At 68.9% G+C, this 18,944-nt stretch carries 15 protein-coding genes; 3 read left to right on the forward strand and 12 right to left on the reverse strand.

Annotated features, from left to right (window positions below):
- Window positions 1-85 precede the first annotated feature (85 nt).
- The 11 genes from C507_RS0106595 to C507_RS0106645 form a co-directional block, all read right to left on the reverse strand.
- Window positions 86-1,660, reverse strand: coding sequence for a phytoene desaturase family protein (locus tag C507_RS0106595; RefSeq protein ID WP_018698881.1), 1,575 nt, complete (start codon window positions 1,658-1,660; stop codon window positions 86-88).
- Window positions 1,661-1,672: 12 nt separating this feature from the next.
- Window positions 1,673-3,046, reverse strand: a complete 1,374-nt coding sequence (locus C507_RS0106600; protein ID WP_018698882.1) for a dihydrolipoamide acetyltransferase family protein — start codon at window positions 3,044-3,046, stop codon at window positions 1,673-1,675.
- A gap of 31 nt (window positions 3,047-3,077) precedes the next feature.
- Window positions 3,078-4,514, reverse strand: coding sequence for an NAD-dependent succinate-semialdehyde dehydrogenase (locus tag C507_RS0106605; RefSeq protein WP_018698883.1), 1,437 nt, complete (start codon window positions 4,512-4,514; stop codon window positions 3,078-3,080).
- 102 nt (window positions 4,515-4,616) lie between these two features.
- Window positions 4,617-5,594 (reverse strand): alpha-ketoacid dehydrogenase subunit beta, encoded by a 978-nt coding sequence (locus C507_RS0106610; RefSeq protein ID WP_018698884.1) that lies wholly within the window; start codon window positions 5,592-5,594, stop codon window positions 4,617-4,619.
- Window positions 5,582-6,619, reverse strand: coding sequence for a thiamine pyrophosphate-dependent dehydrogenase E1 component subunit alpha (locus C507_RS0106615; protein ID WP_156829180.1), 1,038 nt, complete (start codon window positions 6,617-6,619; stop codon window positions 5,582-5,584). The genes C507_RS0106610 and C507_RS0106615 overlap by 13 nt, the downstream gene beginning before the upstream one ends.
- A 33-nt stretch (window positions 6,620-6,652) precedes the next feature.
- Window positions 6,653-7,954, reverse strand: coding sequence for a M24 family metallopeptidase (locus C507_RS0106620; RefSeq protein ID WP_018698886.1), 1,302 nt, complete (start codon window positions 7,952-7,954; stop codon window positions 6,653-6,655).
- 231 nt (window positions 7,955-8,185) lie between these two features.
- On the reverse strand, window positions 8,186-9,313 hold the full coding sequence (locus tag C507_RS20595) for a lytic transglycosylase domain-containing protein (RefSeq protein ID WP_018698887.1): 1,128 nt from the start codon (window positions 9,311-9,313) through the stop codon (window positions 8,186-8,188).
- Between the two features lie 70 nt (window positions 9,314-9,383).
- A complete protein-coding gene (gene glcF / locus C507_RS0106630) occupies window positions 9,384-10,772 on the reverse strand; it encodes a glycolate oxidase subunit GlcF (protein WP_018698888.1) in 1,389 nt (462 codons plus the stop codon).
- 82 nt (window positions 10,773-10,854) lie between these two features.
- Entirely contained in the window at window positions 10,855-11,235 is a 381-nt protein-coding gene (locus C507_RS0106635) for a DUF4870 family protein (RefSeq protein WP_018698889.1), read from the reverse strand.
- An 85-nt stretch (window positions 11,236-11,320) separates the two neighbouring features.
- Window positions 11,321-12,532, reverse strand: coding sequence for a glycolate oxidase subunit GlcE (glcE, locus tag C507_RS0106640; protein ID WP_040400649.1), 1,212 nt, complete (start codon window positions 12,530-12,532; stop codon window positions 11,321-11,323).
- 7 nt (window positions 12,533-12,539) lie between these two features.
- Entirely contained in the window at window positions 12,540-14,036 is a 1,497-nt protein-coding gene (locus tag C507_RS0106645; protein WP_018698891.1) for an FAD-linked oxidase C-terminal domain-containing protein, read from the reverse strand.
- A 155-nt stretch (window positions 14,037-14,191) separates the two neighbouring features.
- On the opposite strand from C507_RS0106645, the gene C507_RS0106650 reads away from it, so the two are divergent.
- The gene (locus C507_RS0106650) at window positions 14,192-15,136 is read left to right on the forward strand and encodes a LysR family transcriptional regulator (RefSeq protein WP_018698892.1); all 945 of its coding nucleotides are present in this window, start codon (window positions 14,192-14,194) and stop codon (window positions 15,134-15,136) included.
- Window positions 15,137-15,322: 186 nt separating this feature from the next.
- Entirely contained in the window at window positions 15,323-15,442 is a 120-nt protein-coding gene (locus C507_RS22735; protein WP_156829212.1) for an aa3-type cytochrome c oxidase subunit IV, read from the forward strand.
- 51 nt (window positions 15,443-15,493) lie between these two features.
- On the opposite strand, the gene C507_RS0106660 is transcribed toward C507_RS22735, so the two are convergent.
- Complete coding sequence (locus C507_RS0106660) at window positions 15,494-16,081, reverse strand: NAD(P)H-dependent oxidoreductase (RefSeq protein WP_018698894.1); 588 nt, start codon at window positions 16,079-16,081, stop codon at window positions 15,494-15,496.
- Window positions 16,082-16,363: 282 nt separating this feature from the next.
- On the opposite strand from C507_RS0106660, the gene C507_RS0106665 reads away from it, so the two are divergent.
- Entirely contained in the window at window positions 16,364-18,874 is a 2,511-nt protein-coding gene (locus C507_RS0106665) for a GcvT family protein (RefSeq protein WP_026318905.1), read from the forward strand.
- Window positions 18,875-18,944 lie beyond the last annotated feature (70 nt).

The raw sequence follows: 18,944 nt of genomic DNA on the forward strand, positions 1-18,944 counted from the left end.
AGCGGCCATCCGACATCGTAGCGAACGCATCGGGAAAAAGCGCGCGGGTTTTTCGCACTGCGCCATTGGCGCTGAGCCGGCCCGCCTATCCGGCGGGAAACGGCATCCCGAGGTCGGAAAGCAGCACCATGGCAGCGTTGCGGCCGGGTCCGCCGGACACCGAGCCGCCGGGATGGGTCGTTGCCCCGGTCTGGTAAAGCCCTTCGATGGGCATCCGGTGCTGGGCCCAGCCGGCGACCGGCCGCAGCCCCCCGGCCTGGGCCGGGATCTGCGCGCCGCCATGACAGGAGCCGTGCCAGTTGTGCGGATTGAGCCGCTCCAGGTCGAGCGGGCTCTTCACGTGGCGGCCCAGGATCGTCTCGTCGGTCAGCGCCGGCGAGAAGCGCTGCAACTGGCGCAAATTGGCCAACGCCACGTCCTCCTTGAGGGCGTCCCACCGGTCCGCGCCCTCGGCGAGGTCGTAGGGATGGAAGCCGACCACCTTCACCGTGTGGCAGCCGTCCGGCGCGCGCGACGGATCGGCACTTGTCGAGCACATGACCAGGAGCGGCGGATCGTCCGTGTTGACCCGGCCGCGCGCCACGTCCGAGCCCACCTGTAGCGCCCGGTCGACGCTCGGCATGACGCCGACCGCCGAGGGCCGCAGGGTCTCGCCGCCCACCTCGAATTCGAGCGGAACGGTCGAGGCGTAGTGCGCGGCGAACATGGCGATGCCGCTCTGCCAGCTGTCGACGGCCTCCCGGAAGGCGCCGGGCCAGGCCTCGTCGGACGCCATGCCCAGGAGGTCCTTCACGTGGATCGTCGAGACCACCGCCCTGCGGGCGCGATGCACCGAGCCGTCGGCGCATTCGACGCCGACGCAGCGGCCGTTCTCCACGATGAGACGCTTCACCCAGGAATTGGTGCGGATCGCGCCGCCGTTCGCCTCGATGTAGCCGGTGAGCGCGTCGGGCAGCGCGGCCGAGCCGCCGCGCGGCAGCGTCCAGCTCCATCTCTGCCGTCCAGCCACCAGCGAATAGGCGAGCCGGCCGGACATGGCCTGTTCCGGCGGCACCATGGTCATCATGGCCATCCACAGCAGGAAGGCGCGCACCCGCTCGTGCTCGAAGGTGCCGCGGATGATGTCCCAGGCCGACAGGGCGATGCGTTTCTGCCAGATCGCACCGTCGGGATGCTCGGCGAGCCGTTCGGCCAGCGACGGGCCGAAGCCGATCGGCGTGTAGCTCGCCGCCGAGAAGATCGGCGCGACGGCCTGGTACTCCGCGATGAAGCGTTTGTAGGAAGCGGCGTCGCTCTCGGAGAACCGGGCGAACTCCGCCGCGGTGCGCTCGATGTCGCGCCACTGGGTGATGGATGTGCCGTCGTCAAACGGCATGTGCACCACGGGATCCGGCAGGATGTAGTCGAGCCCGTAGTCGCCGAGCGGCAGCTCGCCATCCCTCAGGATGGGGCTCGCCTGGATCAGGTTGTGCGCGGTGGAACAGGTGTCGTGCCGGAAGCCCGGCAGCGTCACCTCGTCGGTGGCGGTGTTGCCGCCCACCGCCTTTTGGCCTTCCAGCACCAGGCAGGACAGGCCGGCCTTGGCCAGGTAGGCCGCGGTGATGAGGCTGTTGTGGCCACCCCCCGCAACGACGATGTCGAACTCTGCGGTGTCGGCCATGTCGCCCTCGCCCTAGCCGATCTCGGCCTGCCAGTCGCGCCGCTCCAGGAGCTCCTTCAGCCGCGACAGGTAGGCGGCCGAGTAGGCGCCGTCGAAGGCCCGGTGGTCGAAGCTCTGGACCAGCATGCCCACCGGGCGCGGCACGATGACGTCGGAGCCATCCACGTCGATCACCACCGGCTTCTTGATGATCGCGTCCATGGACAGGATCGCGGCGTTGCCGGGATTGATGATCGGAGTGGTGAAGGTCGTGCCGAACGAGCCGTTGTTGGTGATGGCGTAGGTGGCGCCCTCGAAATCGTCCGGGCCGAGCTCGCCGTTGCGCGCTCGCTTCACCAGCCGGTCGATCTGCTTGGCGATCCCGGAGAGCGACAGGTCGTCGACATTCTTGAGGACCGGCACCACCAGCCCGTCATGGGAGAGATCGATGGCGATGCCGAGATTGATCGCCTTGCGGACGACCAGCCCGTCCTCCGAATAGGCCGAATTGACCTTCGGGAACTCGGCCAGCGCAATCGCCACGGCCCGGGCCACGAAGGGCAGGAAGGTCAGCGACACGCCGTGGCGCTCCCGGAACGCCTCCTTGGCGCCACGCCGCGCCCTGTCGACGGCGGCGAAGTCGATCTCCATGCCCTGGCTGACGTGCGGCATGGCCTGCCACACCCCACCCAGCGCCTTGGCGGTGGTCCGCCGGATCCGGTTGAACGCAACCACCTCGTCGCCAGGCTGGTGCGACACGGGCGGAGCCTGCACCGGCGCCAGCGACCGGCCAGCGGACGCGGCACCCCCGGCCTGCCCCACGCCCTGCTCCATCGCCGCGATCACGTCCTTCTTGGAGATGCGCTTGCCCGGGGCGCGCGCCGCAAGCGCGGACAGATCGATGCCGTTCTGCTTGATCAGCCGGCGCGCGAGCGGCGTCAGCCTGACGCCCTCCGGTCCCTCCGCCGGGCCGAAGGAGCCCTCCGGTGCCTGCACCGGGCGGAACGGGTCGAGCCGCTCCTCGGCCGGGCCGGTCGGTGCACGCTTTGCCGGCGCGGCGGCCCCGTTGCCGGCCTTCGCGGCGGGCTTCGGCGCCGGCGCCTCGGGCTTGGCTTCGGCCGGTGTCTCCGCCTTGGCGGGGGCAGGCGTCTTCGCCGGCGCCTCAACCTTGGTGCCCGCCTCGCCGATCACCGCCACCACGGCCCCCACGGGGGCGGTCTCGCCGGACCCGACATGGACCGCGAGTAGCACGCCGCCCTCGGTCGCCTGCACCTCCATCGCGACCTTGTCGGTCTCGATCTCGAACAGATTGTCGCCCGGTGCGACTGCATCGCCCACCGACTTGAACCACGTCGACACGGTGCCCTCGGTCACCGTCTCGCCGATCTGCGGCATCAGAACATCCATGGCGGCCTCCCCGTCGCTTATTGTGTTCGGCTCACCATTCCACCGAGACGTACTGGGTCTCGAGGAACTCCATCAGGCCTTCGTGGCCGCCCTCGCGGCCGATGCCGGACTGCTTCATGCCGCCGAACGGCGCCGCCGGATCGGAGACAAGGCCGCGATTGAGGCCGACCATGCCGAAATCGAGGCGCTCGGCGAGCGCCAGCCCCTTCGGCACATCCTGCGTGTAGAGGTAGGCGACGAGGCCGTACTCGGTGTCGTTGGCGCGGCGCACCAGCTCCTCGTCGTCGGAATAGCGCAGCAGCGCCGCCACCGGACCGAAGATCTCCTCGTTCATCAGCTCCGCGTTGTCGCTGACATCGGTGAGCACCGTCGGCGGATAGAAGAAGCCCGGCCCCTCCGGCAGCGTGCCGCCAGTGGTCACCTTGGCGCCCTTGGAGGTGGCGTCCTCCACCAGCGAAACCACCTTCTCACGGGTCGACTTGTTGACCAGCGATCCGACGGTGACGCCCTCGTCGAGGCCGTAGCCCATCTTCATGGCCGCCATCTTGGCCGTCAGCTTCTCCGCGAAGGCGTCGTAGACGGCGTCGTGGATGAAGAACCGGTTCGCCGCCGTGCAGGCTTCGCCGAGATTGCGCATCTTGGCCAGGATCGCCCCGTCGGTGGCCGCATCCAGGTCGGCATCCTCGCGCACGATGAACGGCGCGTTGCCGCCGAGCTCCATGGCCGGGTTGACGATGTTGCGGGCCGCGCTCTGCAAGAGCGTCCGCCCCACCTCTGTGGAGCCGGTGAAGGACACCACCCGGACGCGCGGATCGCCGAGCATGGCATCGGCGACGGCGCCCGAGCGGCGCGACGGCAGGACGTTGACCACTCCCTTCGGCACGCCCGCCTCTTCCAGGAGCGGCATCAGTGCCAGCATGGTCAGCGGCGTTTCCGACGCCGGCTTGATGATCACCGGGCAGCCGGCCGCCAGTGCCGGGCCGATCTTCCGGGTGCCCATCGCGGCCGGATAGTTCCACGGCGTCACCAGGAGACCGATTCCGGCCGGCTTGTGATGCACCAGGATCCGGGCGCCGGTGGTCGGCGAGCGCATGACCTCGCCGATGTTGCGCACCGCCTCCTCGGCGTACCACCGGAAGAACTCCGCGGCATAGGCGATCTCGCTCTGGGAATCCGGCAGCGCCTTGCCGTTCTCCAGCGTGATCAGCCGGGCCAGCCGGTCCTTGTCGGCCATGATGAGATCGTAGGCCTTGCGCAGGATCTCGGCGCGCTCGCGCGGCTTGCGCCCGGCCCAGTCGGCGAACGCCGCGTCGGCGGCATCCACCGCCGCGAGCGCATCGTCCACGGTGCCGCTCGCCACCGAGGCGATCACCGTTTCCCGAGCCGGGTCGAACACGTCGAAGCGGCCGCCGTCGGAGGCCTCGCGCCAGGCGCCACCGATATAGAGATCGGTCGGCGCGTCCACCATTGCGTTATTGTCCACGGGGAAGTCCTCCCTGCTGGCGGGCGGCAGCGACGGCTTTCCGTCGCGCCTCGGCCCGTTGGCTTCGACTTTGTTGCCCGCCCGGCCTCAGCCGAGCGAGGTCCGCACGGTTTCGACGATACGGGGCACCGTGGGCAGCACGATGTCCTCCAGATTGTCGGCTGCCGGCAGCGGAATGTGCGGCGTGGTGATGCGCACCACGGGGCCGTCGAGATCCCAGAAGGCCTCATCCGCCACGATGGACGCGATTTCCGCGCCCCAGCCGCAGAGCCGGGGATTCTCCTCCACCGTGAACAGCCGGCCGGTCTTGCCGACCGAGCCGAGGATGGTCTGGGTGTCGAGGGGAACCAGCGAGCGCAGGTCGATGACCTCGGCCTCGATGCCGTGCTCCCGCGACAGCTCCTCCGCCGCCTGCAGGGCGCGCGGCACCATCAACGCCAGCGCGCAGATGGTGGCGTCCTTGCCCTCACGCAGCACCTTGGCGGTGCCGAGCGTGTCGACGATCTCGCCGTCCGGCACCTCGCCCTTCGTCGCGTAGAGCGACTTGTGCTCGAAGAAGATCACCGGGTCCGGATCGCGCACAGCCGCCGCGAGCAGCCCCACCACGTCGGCCGGGGTCGAGGGTGCCACCACCTTCAGGCCGGGGATCATCATCGCCCAGTTCTCGATGGACTGGGAGTGCTGGGCACCGAAACGCGAGCCCGCCCCGTTCGCGGTGCGCACCACCAGCGGGCACTCCAGCTGGCCCGCCGACATGTAGCGCGCCTTCGGGAACTCGTTCGCCACGTAGTCGAAGCAAACCGCCAGGAAGTCGGAGAACATGATCTCGGCGATCGGCCGCATGCCGGTCATCGCCGCGCCCATGGCCGCGCCCAGGATCGCCTGCTCGGAGATCGGGCAGTCGCGGACGCGGGTCGGCCCGAACTCCTCGTAGAGGCCGACGGTCGCCTTGAACACGCCGCCCGCCTTGGCGACGTCCTCGCCGAGGAAGATGACGCGTTCGTCGTTCTTCAGTTCCTGGGCGATGCCGCGCGCGACCGCGTCGCGATAGGTCAGTTCCGCCATGACCACTTTCCATCCGCATAGACGTCGGTGAACAGGAGATCCTCGGGCGTCGGCGGCGCTGCCTTGCAGGCCTCCGTTGCCTCGTCGACCTTCGTCTTGGAAGCCTCTTCGATCGCCTTGATCTGGTCCTCCGACACGCCGAACTCGGCGAGCCTCTGGCGGTAGATCTTGAGCGGATCGCGCTCCTTCCACTTCTCAAGCTCGCCTTCCGGACGGTACTTGCCCGGGTCGGCGCGGGAGTGGCCCGAGTGCCGGTAGGTCTTGCACTCGATGAGCGAAGGGCCGTCGCCGGCCCGCGCCTTGGCAAAGGCCTCCTGGGCGGCGCGGTAGACCGCGTCCGCGTCGTTGCCGTCGACGATGATCGACGGCAGGCCGTAGGCGCCTGCGCGGTCGGCGGCGGGATGCTCGACCGCCGTCACCTCGCCGATCGGCGTGTACTCCATGTAGAGATTGTTCTCGCACACGAAGACCACCGGCAGCTTGTAGACCGCGGCGAAGTTCAGCGCCTCGTGGAAGGCGCCGATGTTGGTGGTGCCGTCACCGAAGAAGCAGACGGTGACGTCGTCGTCGCCCATGTACTGGGCGCGCAGCGCCGAGCCGCAGGCGAGCGGCAGGTGGGCGCCGATGATGGCGTAGGAGCCGAGCACGCCGTGCTCCGACGACGCCAGGTGCATGGAGCCGCCCTTGCCGCGCATCAGCCCGTTGTCGCGCTGCATCAGCTCGCCCAGCACCTTCTCCATGGAGACACCGCGGGCCAGCGTGTGGTGATGGCCGCGATAGGTGCAGAAGCTCTTGTCACCCGGCTTCATCGCAACGCCGAAGCCGGCGGCGATGGCCTCCTGTCCGAGGGCGAGATGGCTCGTCCCCTTCACCAGGTTCTGCAGGAACAGGTCGTAGGCGCGCTGCTCGCAGTCGCGGATCTCGACCTGGCTGCGATACAGCGCGAGTCGGACGTCCTCGCCGATATCGTCGTTCCGGGCCGCCGCCGACGCGGACTTGGCCGAACGTTTGGTCCGTGCGTTCACCACGGAGCCTCCCTCTTCTAAAGGTGGACCCGCTCAGTAGCGGTTGGCGATCGGCAGCTCTTCGGAGGGGAAGTGGGTGATCACCTGGCAACCGGTGTCGGTGACCACGACCTCCTCCTCGATCCGGGCGGCGGAGTAGCCGTCGGTGGCCGGGCAGTAGGTCTCCAGCGCGAAGACCATGCCGGTCTTGATCTCCATCGGATTGTCGAGGGAGACGAGACGGGAGATGATCGGCCGCTCGTGCAGCGCCAGGCCAAGCCCGTGGCCGAACTGCAGGCCGAACGCGGCCAGCTCGCTCGGGAAGCCGAACTCCTCCGCCTTCGGCCAGACGGCGGCGACCTTGTCGGTGGACACGCCCGGCTTGATCATGGCGATGGCCTTGTCGAGCCACTCGCGGCACTGCTTGTAGGCGTCGGTCTGGACGTCCGTCGCCTTGCCGATGTTGAAGGTCCGGTAGTAGCAGGTGCGATAGCCCTGGTACGACTGGAGGATGTCGAAGAAGGCCTGGTCGCCCGGGCGCAGCAGCCGGTCGGTGAAGTTGTGCGGGTGCGGGTTGCAGCGCTCGCCGGAGATCGCGTTGATCGCCTCGACGTCGTCGGAGCCCATCTCGTAGAGCATCTTGTTGGCCATCGCGACGATGTCGTTCTCGCGGACGCCCGGCTTCAGCTCCTCGTAGATCATGTGGTAGACGCCATCAACCATGGCGGCGGCCTGGTTCAGCAGCACGATCTCGTCGATATTCTTGATCTCGCGGGCGTCGAGCATGATCTGCTGGCCGTCGACGACGGTCATGCCGGCCTTCTGCAGCTCGAACATCATCGCCGTCTCGGCGAGATCGATGCCCACCGGCTGATCGGCGACGCCGGCCTGGCGCAGGAGATCCATGATCTCCTCCGAGTGCATCTTCATCAGCCCGAAGGACGGCGGGATCGTGCCCCGCATGCCGAGCACGCCGGCGCGCCAGTTGTCTTCCGGGAACCAGTCGCAATAGAGCTTGTGGTGGACGGCGGCGGAGCCGAAGTCCCAGACCACCGGGTCGTTGTCGCCGGCCAGCAGCGTGAAGCGGCAGAGCTTGTCGCGCTCCCACTCGCCGATCTTCGTGCCGGAGACGTAGCGGATGTTGTTGACGTCGAAGAGCAGCAGCGCGCCGCATCCGGAATTCTTCAGCGCCTGACGCGCCCGGCCCAGCCGGTAGGCACGCAGCCGGTCGTGATCCACGCGGCGCTCGAAGTCGACGCTGGTGTGCCCGTAGGACGGGATCGCGCGCTTCCAGTTCCAGTTCGGATCCAGAGAGGCGCCGGCCACCGGGCCACCCGGCGTGATGATGTTGGTCATGCTCTCTCCTCCCACGAGCTTGGGCTCTTCAATCCGGCCCGATGTTCCGAGTTTCCGTCCACGGGGGCGGACGGCGCAAGGTCGCGTATATCCAATCTCGATAAATGCGCGACCAGAATGCAATCGATTGCATAGATGGTTACTTGGGCGCGCCGCGGGTGTCAATGCCGGGACGGTCATTCCGCTTGGGACACAGCATCGCGGGCCGCCCGCAGTCGCCGGTCGCCGGCCTCAGTTCCGCACCACGACGCAGGGCAGCCCGGCCGATCCGATGCGCTTGCACAGCGCGCGCGCTTCCGTGCGCGACGGCGCACCGAGCTGCACCGCGTGGATGGCGCGGCGTCCCATTCCCGGCACCCGCCTCGCGATGACCACCGGCGGCCGGCCGCTCAGGTCGCCGGGGAGCCGGGCCTGGGCGCGGGAGAACTGCCGCATGGCGATGGATGGGTTGGCGTGGCCGGCGAGCTGCGCGCCCCAGGGCGTCCACCCGCCACTTTCCGGCGGACGTGGCGATGCCCGCCCCCTGCCGAGCTCCGCCACCAGCGTGGCGCAGTCCACCGGTGGCACCGGCAGATCGGCGGGGCGGGCCTTTGGCACCGCCGCACGTGCACCGTCCGCCTCGCCCGCGGCTCCCGGATGCGGCACCACGCCTCCGGCCGCGGCCGACACGGTGCCGGCAACGATCGGCTGCGGATCGCCCGGCTTCGTCACGGGAGGCTCGGGCAGCACCAGCGGCGGATGCGGGTTGAGGGTCAGCTCCAGCGCGGCGTCCTCGATGGCCTGCCGCCGCCGGGCCCGCCAGAACTCCGCCGACCGGCCGGTGATGGCGTAGACATAGTTGCGCGTTTCGGAGGGCAGGAACCCACCCCCGAGAAACCCGTCCACCCGGTTCGGCCCGGCGTTGTAGGCCATCGCCGCCAGCCCCCAGTGACCGAACCGGTCGTGCAGCGTCTTGAGGAACGAGGCCGACGCCGGCAGCGCCTGCTCCGGCTCGAACGGCGCGTCGAGCCCCCGCTCCTTCGCCGTGTACGGCATGAACTGGGCGATGCCCTGGGCTCCGACCGGGCTGACCGCGTTCGGATCGAACCGGCTCTCCGCCCAGATCAGCCGGATGAAGAACTCCTCCGGTACCGCGTTCGCCTCGGCCGCGGCCGTGAGGAGCCCGCACAGGCGGGCGATCTCGGGCTTGGGGTCTGGCTGCGTCCCGGTTTCGGCGGTCGCCTCATCTCCAGCTTCCGCGGTGAACCCGTCGTCGGCCCGCACCAGGTGGCCCGGTTCTTCCGCCAGCTGAGCTGCATCGGCGCGGGCCGGCGCAACCGCGACGAGGAGAAGGAAAAGCGCTGCGCCGATGACCCGCATGAAAGACCGCCTGCTGCCCGGGACCGACCCGGTACGCCGCTTCCCGCCGGGTCATCACCTTGACGGCGGTTCAGGGCGTGACGATGACGTCGACACCCTGCCGGCTCGTTTCCGCACCGTCGATGGGGCCCACAGGCCGCTCCCTCAGCAGATCCTCGCGCCCGGCAAGGCCGCGCGGCACCGGTCCGCCATGCGCCCAGTCGAGCAGTTCCACCGTATGCACGATCGGCCGCTCGCTCCCCGATCCGATTTGCGTGATGCAGCCGATGTTGCCGGTGGCGACGATGTCCGCGCCGGTCCGCTCGATGTTGCCGACCTTGCGCGCCTTCAGCCTCTCCGCGATCTCAGGCTGGAGGATGTTGTAGACGCCCGCCGAGCCGCAACAGAGGTGGCCCTCCGGCACCTCCACCACGCGAAAGCCCGCACCGGTCAGGAGCGCCCGGGGTTCCGTCTTGATCTTCTGGCCGTGCTGCATCGAGCAGGCCGAATGGTAGGCGACCGCCGCCTCGGCCGCGCGCACCGGAGCGCCGAGATCGCAGTCGGCGAGCACCTCGGAGATGTCCTTCGCCCGCTCGGCGATCTCTCGCGCCCGGTCCGCGTATTGCGGATCGCCGGACAGCATGTGCGCGTAGTCCTTGACCGTGGTCCCGCAGCCGGAGGCGGTGATGGCGATGGCATCCAGCCCGCCGCGCTCGATCTCGTGCCACCAGGCATCGACATTGGCGCGCGCGGCGGCGAGCGAATCGGCCTCCCGTCCCATGTGATGGACGAGCGCGCCGCAGCACCCCTCCCCCGCAGGCATCACCACCTCGACGCCCGCCTTCGACAAGAGCCTGACCGCCGCCGCGTTGATGTCCGGCGCGATCACCGACTGCACGCAGCCCGTCATCAGCGCCACGCGCTTGCGGACCGGGCCCTCGGCCGCGATCACGTGAGGGCGCGGCGTGCGCTCGGCGGCGGGCAGCGACGTCGGCGCCAGCCGCAGCATGGCGCCCAACCGCGCCGCCGGCCCCGTCCGGAACAGGCCCGCGAACGGCCGGCCGAGTGCGGCGAACCGCATCGCCAGCCGGAACCGGCCCGGATAGGGAAGGATCAGCGTGAGGAGCCGGCGCAGCGCCCGGTCGTGAAGCGGCCGCCGGTAGGTTTCCTCGATGTGCGCCCGGGCATGGTCGACCAGGTGCATGTAGTTCACGCTCGACGGACAGGTGGTCATGCAGGAGAGGCACGACAGGCAGCGGTCGATATGCTTCACCACCTGCTCGGTGGCCGGTCGGCCGGCCTCCAGCATGTCCTTGATCAGGTAGATGCGCCCGCGCGGGCTGTCGAGTTCGTCGCCCAGAAGCACGAAGGTCGGACAGGTCGCCGTGCAGAAGCCGCAATGCACGCACGTGCGCAGGATCTGCTCCGAATGGGCAATGGCCGGGTCCTGGAGCTGCGCCGGCGAAAAATGGGTCTGCATTGCGCCTCCTCCGCGCCCCGCCCGGGCCAGCGGCCGGCCCGGGTAATCCCTCTCGTTCGGCTCCGGTCGGTCTGCGTCCGACCTAGATGAGCCAGGTTTCCGGCTTGGCGATCGGCTCGCGGTTGCCGGCCGCGATCAGGCCCTTGATGCAGCGCACCGCAAACCAGATGACCGCCAGGACACCGGTCACGAAGCCGATCAGCACGAACGACAGCACGAAGCTGATGACACCGTACAGAAGCCCGATCCAGAAGGTGCGGATCGCGTAGACATAGTGGCTTTCGGCCCAGCCGGTGGCCTTCTCGCGGTTGAGATGGGCGAAGATGATCCCGACGATCGCGGTCAGGCCGGTGATGAAGCTGACCAGGTAGAGGGCGTAGATCAGCTGGATGTTGGACCGTCCGGTATTGAACAGCCCGGCGTCGTCCTGGGACTGCACCGGGGTGGGATTGCTCTCACTCATGCCTTGCTCCGTGCTTCCGTTTCCGTTTCGCGGCCATGCCCGGTTTCCCGGTTCCGCGGGGACCATCGCCTATCTCGCGGCCGGTTCATAGTCCGGCGCGCATCCGCCCTGGGTTGAGGATACCGGTCGGATCGAACTGCGCCTTCAGCCGGGCCGAGAGCGCCGCCAGCGGACCCGGTTCGGGCTCGAACACCGGCACGGAAGTCCTGAGTGCATCGCTGCCGCGCACCAGCGTGGCGTGGCCGCCGCCGTGCGCCGCGATCGACCGGCGCAGCTCCGCCGCTCCCGCATCGTCCTCCGGCCCGGTGGCGATCCAGACGAGCCCGCCGCCCCAGTCGTAGAAGCCGCGCGCCGGCCGACGGCCGATCATGTCGCGCAGCACCGGCGGCCCGGATGTCGGCGCCACCGATACGCGCCAGACCGGGTCGCTCGTGCTGCCGGCGAAGGGCCGGCAGTCGCGAATGTCGCGCCACAGCGCGGCCGAGCGGTCGGCGTCCAGCGTGTCGATCTCGCCGAACACCTCGAGCAGGGTCGTCAGCGCTTGCGTGCGCGCCAGCACCGAGGGCGCGAAGCCTTCAAGGCGCAGAAGCGTCGCGGGCCCCGCCACCGGCCCCGCCGATCCGGCCGTCTCGGCCGGCAGGTGCGCCGCGCCGGAAACGTCGGCCGACGAGCCGAGCGCTGCCGCCATCGCCCGCACCGCCGTCTCGTCGTCGAGGCCGTGCACGACGACCGTCGTCGTCGTCTCGCCCGCCGGCAGCACCTTGAACGTCATTTCGGTGGAAACCGCGAGCGTGCCCCAGGATCCGGCGAGCCCCCGCGCCAGGTCGTAGCCGGTGACGTTCTTCACCACCCGCCCGCCGGCCTTGAAGATCTCGCCGCGTCCGGAGACGGCCGCGATGCCGAGGACATGGTCGCGCGCGGCGCCTGCCTTGATGCGGCGCGGACCCGCCAGGTTAGCGGCCAGCAGGCCCCCAACGGTGCCCGCCCCGCCTTCGGACCCAAGCAGCACCGAGTGGTCCATCGGCTCGAAGGCGAACTCCTGCCCGGCCTGCGACAGGGCGTCGGACACCTCCGCCAGGGACGTGCCGGCCCGCACCGTCAGGACCAGCTCCTCCGGCTCGTAGGCAACGATGCCGGACACGCCCGACAGGTCGAGCATCCGGCTTGCCTGCACCGGCCGGCCGATACCGCGCTTGCTGCCCAGCCCGACCACCTCCAGCGGCTGGTTCGCGGACACCGCCCAGGCGACGCAGTCGCGCACCTCGTCGGCGGTGGTGGGGGTCAACCTGTCACTCATGAGCGGCTCAGAAACGGGGAATGTCTGGGAACGGCAGCGCCCCGGCGTGAACGTGCATGCGGCCAAGCTCGGCGCAGCGATGCAGCACCGGGAACACCTTCCCGGGGTTCAGGAGATGCTTGTCGTCGAAGGCGCACTTCACCCGCTGCTGCTGCTTCAGGTCGTCCTCGTCGAACATGGAGGGCATCAGGTCGCGCTTCTCCACCCCGACGCCGTGCTCGCCGGTCAGGCAGCCGCCCACCTCCACGCAGAGGCGGAGGATGTCGGAGCCGAAGTCCTCCGCGCGCTGCAGCTCACCGTCCTTGTTGGCATCGTAGAGAATGAGGGGATGAAGGTTCCCGTCGCCGGCATGAAACACATTCGCCACCCGCAGCCCGTAGTGTTCGGACAATTCCCGCATCCTTCGCAGGACCAGCGGAAGCGACTTGCGGGGAATTGTACCGTCCATACAATAGTAGTCGGGCGAGATGCGACCGACGGCCGGAAAGGCTGCCTTTCTGCCTGCCCAGAACTTTGCGCGTTCCTCTTCCGACGTGGATATGCGGATGTGGAACGCTCCGTTGTTGCGGGCCCGGCCTTCAATGTCAGAGATCAGATGATCGACTTCGATTGCCGGTCCGTCGAGCTCCACGATGAGCAGCGCCTCGGCGTCGCGCGGATAGCCGGCCTGCACGAAATCCTCCGCCGCCAGGATGGCGGGCCGGTCCATCATTTCCATGCCCGCCGGAATGATGCCGGCGCCGATCACCTCCGCCACGCAGGCCCCGGCCTCCTCGCTGGAATGAAATCCGATCAGCAGGGCGCGCGCCGTTTCCGGCGCCTTCAGGATGCGCACCGTCACCTCGGTTACCACCCCGAGCAGTCCCTCCGAGCCGACCGCCAGCGCCAGCATGTCGTAGCCGCCGCTGTCGAGATGCTGGCCGCCGAAGCGCACCACCTCGCCGGTCATCAGCACCATCTCGATGCCCAGCACGTTGTTGGTGGTGAGGCCGTACTTGAGGCAGTGCACCCCGCCGGAATTTTCCGCCACGTTGCCACCGATGGAGCAGGCGATCTGCGAGGACGGATCGGGCGCATAGTAGAAGCCGCGGTGCTGGACCGCCTGAGTGACGGCCAGATTGGTGACGCCGGGCTGCACGGTGGCCGTGCGGTTGTCGTAGTCGATGTCCAGCACCCGGTTGAACTTCATCATCGACAGGAGCACGCCATCGGCAAGCGGCAACGCCCCGCCCGACAGCGACGTCCCGGCCCCCCGCGGCACGACCTTGACGTCGTTGGCGTGGCAGTAGGCCAGGATGCGGCTCACCTGGTCGACCGTTTCCGGCAACACCACCACCAGCGGCAGCTGACGATAGGCGGTCAGCCCGTCGGATTCGTAGGCGCGCATCTCGAGATCGTCTGCGATCACGCCCTCGTTCGGAACGATCGCGCGGAGCGCCGCCACGATCGCCGCGCGCCGCTCCAGCGTCTCCTCGCTCGGGCGAGGCATGGCCACACCGCTCATCCGGTCCTCCCTGCGGGCCGCCTTCGCTCGGGCCCGTCTCGGCCGATCCTGCCACAACATGACGGCAGAAGGCGTCGGTTCTTTATCACACACTGCTGGCCGGGTACCGCCTCCCCGCTTTGTCGCGGGCCGCGCCGGAACAGGGTGGGCGCCCGATGACCGACATTGCCGACATGGAGATCTTCGCCCGCGTCGTCGGAGCGGGCTCGATGTCTGCCGCCGGGCGCGAGATGGGCCTGTCTCCCGCCGTCATCTCCAAGCGCATCCGCCGGCTGGAAACAAGACTCGGCACGCGGCTCCTGCAGCGCACCACCCGGCAACTCGCCCTGACAGAGGCTGGCCAGGGCTTCTACGAGCGCGTGCTGGCGATCCTCGCCTCCATCGAGGAAGCGGAGAGCTTCGTCACCCGCCGCTCCACCCTGGCGCGCGGCACGCTGAAGGTCAGCGCACCCACCTCCTTCGGACGGATGCACATCGCGCCCTATCTTGGCCGCTTCATCGAGGCTCACGGCGACCTGCAGATCAACTGCACGCTGAGCGACGAGTTCGTGGACGTGGTGGCGGAAGGCTACGACGTCGCCATCCGGATTGCCGAACTGACCGATTCGAGCCTGGTCGCCCGGCGGCTCGCCCCGGTCTACCGGGTGCTGTGCGCCGCGCCCGCCTATCTGAAACGTCACGGAGAGCCGCAATCGGTCGAGCAGCTTGCCGATCACGTTTGCCTGGCGGCCCAGCAGCAGATTCCCTGGCGGCTGGAAGGCCCGGAGGGCTCCGTGACCGTGCGCCCGGCCGCGCCGCTTGCCACCAACTCCAACGAGGTGGTCCGCGAGGCGGTGATGTCCGGGATGGGGATCGCCCTGCGCTCCACCTGGGATGTCGGTCCCGACCTCGCCTCCGGCCGGCTCAGGGTGGTGATGCCGGCCTATCAGGCCTCCGACCGGGTCGGCGTCTACGCCATCTACCCGACGCGCCGGTTTCTGCCTGCCAAGGTCCGCCTGTTCATCGATTTCCTGGCCGACCTCTACGCGCCGACTCCCTACTGGGACGAGGGGCTGGACCGGGTCCTGCCCGCCATCGGCTCCGATCGGCCGCGGCGCTGAGGCAAAAGCACGGTACGCGACCGCCGGCTTGAAGGCCCTTGTGGCATGCGACCTCAATGCGGGCCGGATCGCGTTGCCCCGCGCCCGATCCGCGGTTACAAAGCGGCGAACAGCGACGTACGCGCCCGAGGACAGACCATGGCCAATCATTCCGCCGCCACGCCGAATCTCGACGACGAGGGTCACATGCCCGCGATGGATTATGCCGAGCACGAGCGTACCTATGCCGGCTTCATCAAGGTGACCAAGTGGGGCATCGCCACGGTGGTCATCATCGTCGCGCTCATGGCCATCTTCCTCACCTGACGCCGCCTGCCCGGTCCTCCGCCATCGGCCGACGACCGGTCACGCCCGCGCTCAGGCCGCCCGCTCGCCAAGCCGGCGCATCCGGGCGATCCATGACTGCCGCTTGGCTTCCCCGGCAGCTTCGACGCCGCCGAACAGCGTCTCGCGAATAGGCGAGACGCCGGCGATGGCCAGCACACCGCGCTCGAACGACTTGGTTCCGTGCCCCCGGAACCAGAGCCGAAAGGCCAGCGCGGGCATGCCCATCGTTGCGACGATCCGGGCCGATTTCCCCTTGAGCCGTCCTTTCGGCACCAGCGATCCGTCCGCGTCCTCGAACGCGTCGCGCCGGTGCAGCACCTGCTCGAAGAAGCCCTTGGTCAACGCCGGCAGGGTGCCGAGCCAGAGCGGGAAGACCACGACGATGTGGTCGGCGGCCAGCAGCGCATCCCGGGCCGGCACCAGCGTCTCCGGCACCGGCTCCTCGTCGAAGGCGGACGGGCGCCGCAGGATCGGGAAATCCAGCCCGGCGACGTCGACCAACGTCACCGCATGTCCCGCGGCACGCGCGCCCTCCGCATAGGCTGTCGCGAGCGCCCGGCAGAGATGCTCGGGATCGGGATCCGGGTGCCCCTGGATCAGAACGATCGACGTCGGCATGTCCGCATCCTCCCTCGCCGCATGACGGACGCAAGCCTTCCACGTCCCGCCCGCACCGGCATTGAGCGCGATCATGCGCCCGGTCGTGTCGCCGCACGACACCTGACCTGTCGCATCTGCGAAATCGGCCCCGAACCTCCGGGCGCATAGTCGGGGATGGACAGTTCCGGTTCGGACCCGGCCGCACGCGCCCGCCGACGCCGCTGCCCATCCTCACCCGCCAGTCAGGGCGGGTCCGGCTGAACGCCCGCCAGGATGCGGGCCCGAAGGGGAGTGGTCGCCATGAGAACCCATGCGCGCGCGGTGGTCATCGGAGGCGGCGTGGTCGGCGTCTCCACCCTCTATCACCTGGCGAAGAAGGGCTGGGACGATGTCTGCCTGATCGAGCGCAAGGAGCTGACCTCCGGCTCGACCTGGCACGCGGCGGGCCTGCTGCCGCTCTTCAACGTCTCCTACTCCGTGGGCCAGCTGCACAAATATTCCGTGGCGACGTACGAGAGCCTGCAGGAGGAAACCGGCCAGGATGTCGGCCTGCGCAAGGTCTCCAACATCCGGCTCGCCCGCACCCGCGACCGGTGGGACGAGTTCCTGTACTACTCCGGCATCGCCGAGACGATCGGCGTCAATGTGAAGATCCTGACGCCCGAACAGGTGCAGGAGATCTGGCCGCTCTGCGAAACCGAGGGGCTCCTCGGCGCGATCCAGCACGTCGACGACGGCTACGTGCAGCCCGCCGACCTCACCCAGGCCTACGCCAAGGGGGCCCGCGCCCGCGGCGCCGAGATTTACCGCTACACAACGGTCCTGGGCATCGAGCAGCTCGCCTCCGGCGAGTGGCTGGTGAAGACCGACAAGGGCGACATCACGGCCGAGCACGTGATCTCGGCGACCGGCAACTTCGCCCGCAAGACCGGCGAAATGGTCGGCCTCGACATCCCCGTCATCCCCGTCGAGCACCAGTACATCGTCACCGAGGCGCATCCGGCCATCAAGGAGCGCAAGGCCCAGGGCCTGCCGGAGATGGGTGTCCTGCGCGAGGCGGATTCGTCCTGGTACATGCGCGAGGAGGCCGGCGGCCTGCTGCTCGGCCCCTACGAGGTCGGCGCGCCGGTCTGCTATGTCGACGCCCCTTCCGACCAGTCGGAATACGAGCTCTTCCAGGAGGATCTCGACCGGCTGATGCCCTACATCGAAACGGCCATCGCGCGCGTCCCGGCCTTCGGCGAAGTGGGCATCAAGAAGGTCTACAACGGCGCCATCGCCTACACTCCGGACGGTTCGCCCATCGTCGGCCCGGCCTGGGACCTGAAGAATTTCTGGCTCAACGAGGGCCACTCCTTCGGCGTGACGGCGGCCGGCGGCGCCGGCTGGCAGTTGGCCGAATGGATCGTCGAGGGCGAGCCCACCATCGACATGATGGGCGTCGATCCGCGCCGCTTCGGCCCTTACGCCACCCGCGGCTATCTGCGGGAGAAGAACGAGGAGGCCTACGCCAACGTCTTCACTGTCCATTATCCGGACGAGGAGCGCCTGGCCGGCCGCCCCCTCAAGCGCGCCCCCTGCTACGACCGGATGAAGGCGCTCGGCGCCGTGTTCGGCTCGGTCTACGGCTGGGAGCGGCCCAACTGGTTCGCGCCGGAGGGCTTCGGCGTTGAGGAAAGGGCCCTCGACAAGCCCGACGTTCTGCTCAACCACAACCACCCGCCCGCCGCCGCCGACGGCAAGGTGAAGGAGCTCTGGTCGTTCCGCCGGTCCAACTATTTCGAGCAGGTTGGCCGCGAGGCGCGCCACGTCCACGAGGCCGCCGGCCTCCTCGACATGTCCGCCTTCTCCAAGTTCGAGGTCTGGGGCCCGGGTGCCGAGGCCTGGCTCGACAGCCTGGTCGCCAACCGCATTCCGAAGAAAATCGGCCGCATCGGCCTCGCCCACCTGCTCACCAAGGCCGGCGGCGTGCGTTCGGAGTTCACCATCTACCGCGAGGGCCCGCAGCGCTTCTATCTGGTTTCGGCCGGCGCCTACGAGCGGCACGACTTCGACACCCTGCAGAAGCTGCTGCCGCCCGACGGCTCGGTGATGCTGCAGAAGGTCACGACCCAGTACGGCGTTCTGGTGCTGGCCGGCCCGCAGTCGCGCGCCATCCTGCAGTCGCTCACCGACGCGGACCTGTCGACGCCGGCCTTCCCGTGGCTCACCGGCAAGACGATCAATGTCGGCCACGCCACCGCCAGGGCTCTGCGCGTCAACTTCGTCGGCGAGCTCGGCTGGGAGCTGCATCACCCGATCGAGATGCAGACCACCATCTTCGACCTCTTGATGGAGGCGGGTCGCGCCCACGACCTGAAGCCGTTCGGCATCCGCGCCATGGACGCTCTCAGGATCGAGAAGTCCTACCGGCTGATCCCGCGCGAGCTCTCCATCGAGTACGCGGCGCTGGAGTCCGGGCTCGACCGGTTCGTCCACCTCAACAAGGCGAGCTTCATCGGCCGCGAGGCGCTGGTTGAGAAGCAGCAGGTGGGCTTCGACTGGGCGTTCGCCACTCTCGACGTTCACGATGTCTCGGATGCCGACGCGCGCGGCAATGAGCCGATCTATGTCGGCGACCAGCTGATCGGGCGTGCCACCTCCGGCGGCTTCGGCTGGCGCACCGACAAGAGCCTCGCCCTGGGCATGGTCCGGCCCGACTACGCGGAATTCGGCACCGAGCTGGAGATCTCCATCCTCGGCAAGCGCCACATGGCCACGGTGGTGCCGGAATCGCCGTTCGATGCCGACAACGAGCGTCTCCGGGCCTGACCGCCCGGTTCCTCCTGAATGCGCGAAGGCGTCGCCCCCGGGCGGCGCCTTTTTTCGTTCCAGCCTCCGC

The sequence above is a fragment of the Amorphus coralli DSM 19760 genome, assembly GCF_000374525.1.
GTDB classification, from domain to species: Bacteria; Pseudomonadota; Alphaproteobacteria; order Rhizobiales; family Amorphaceae; genus Amorphus; species Amorphus coralli.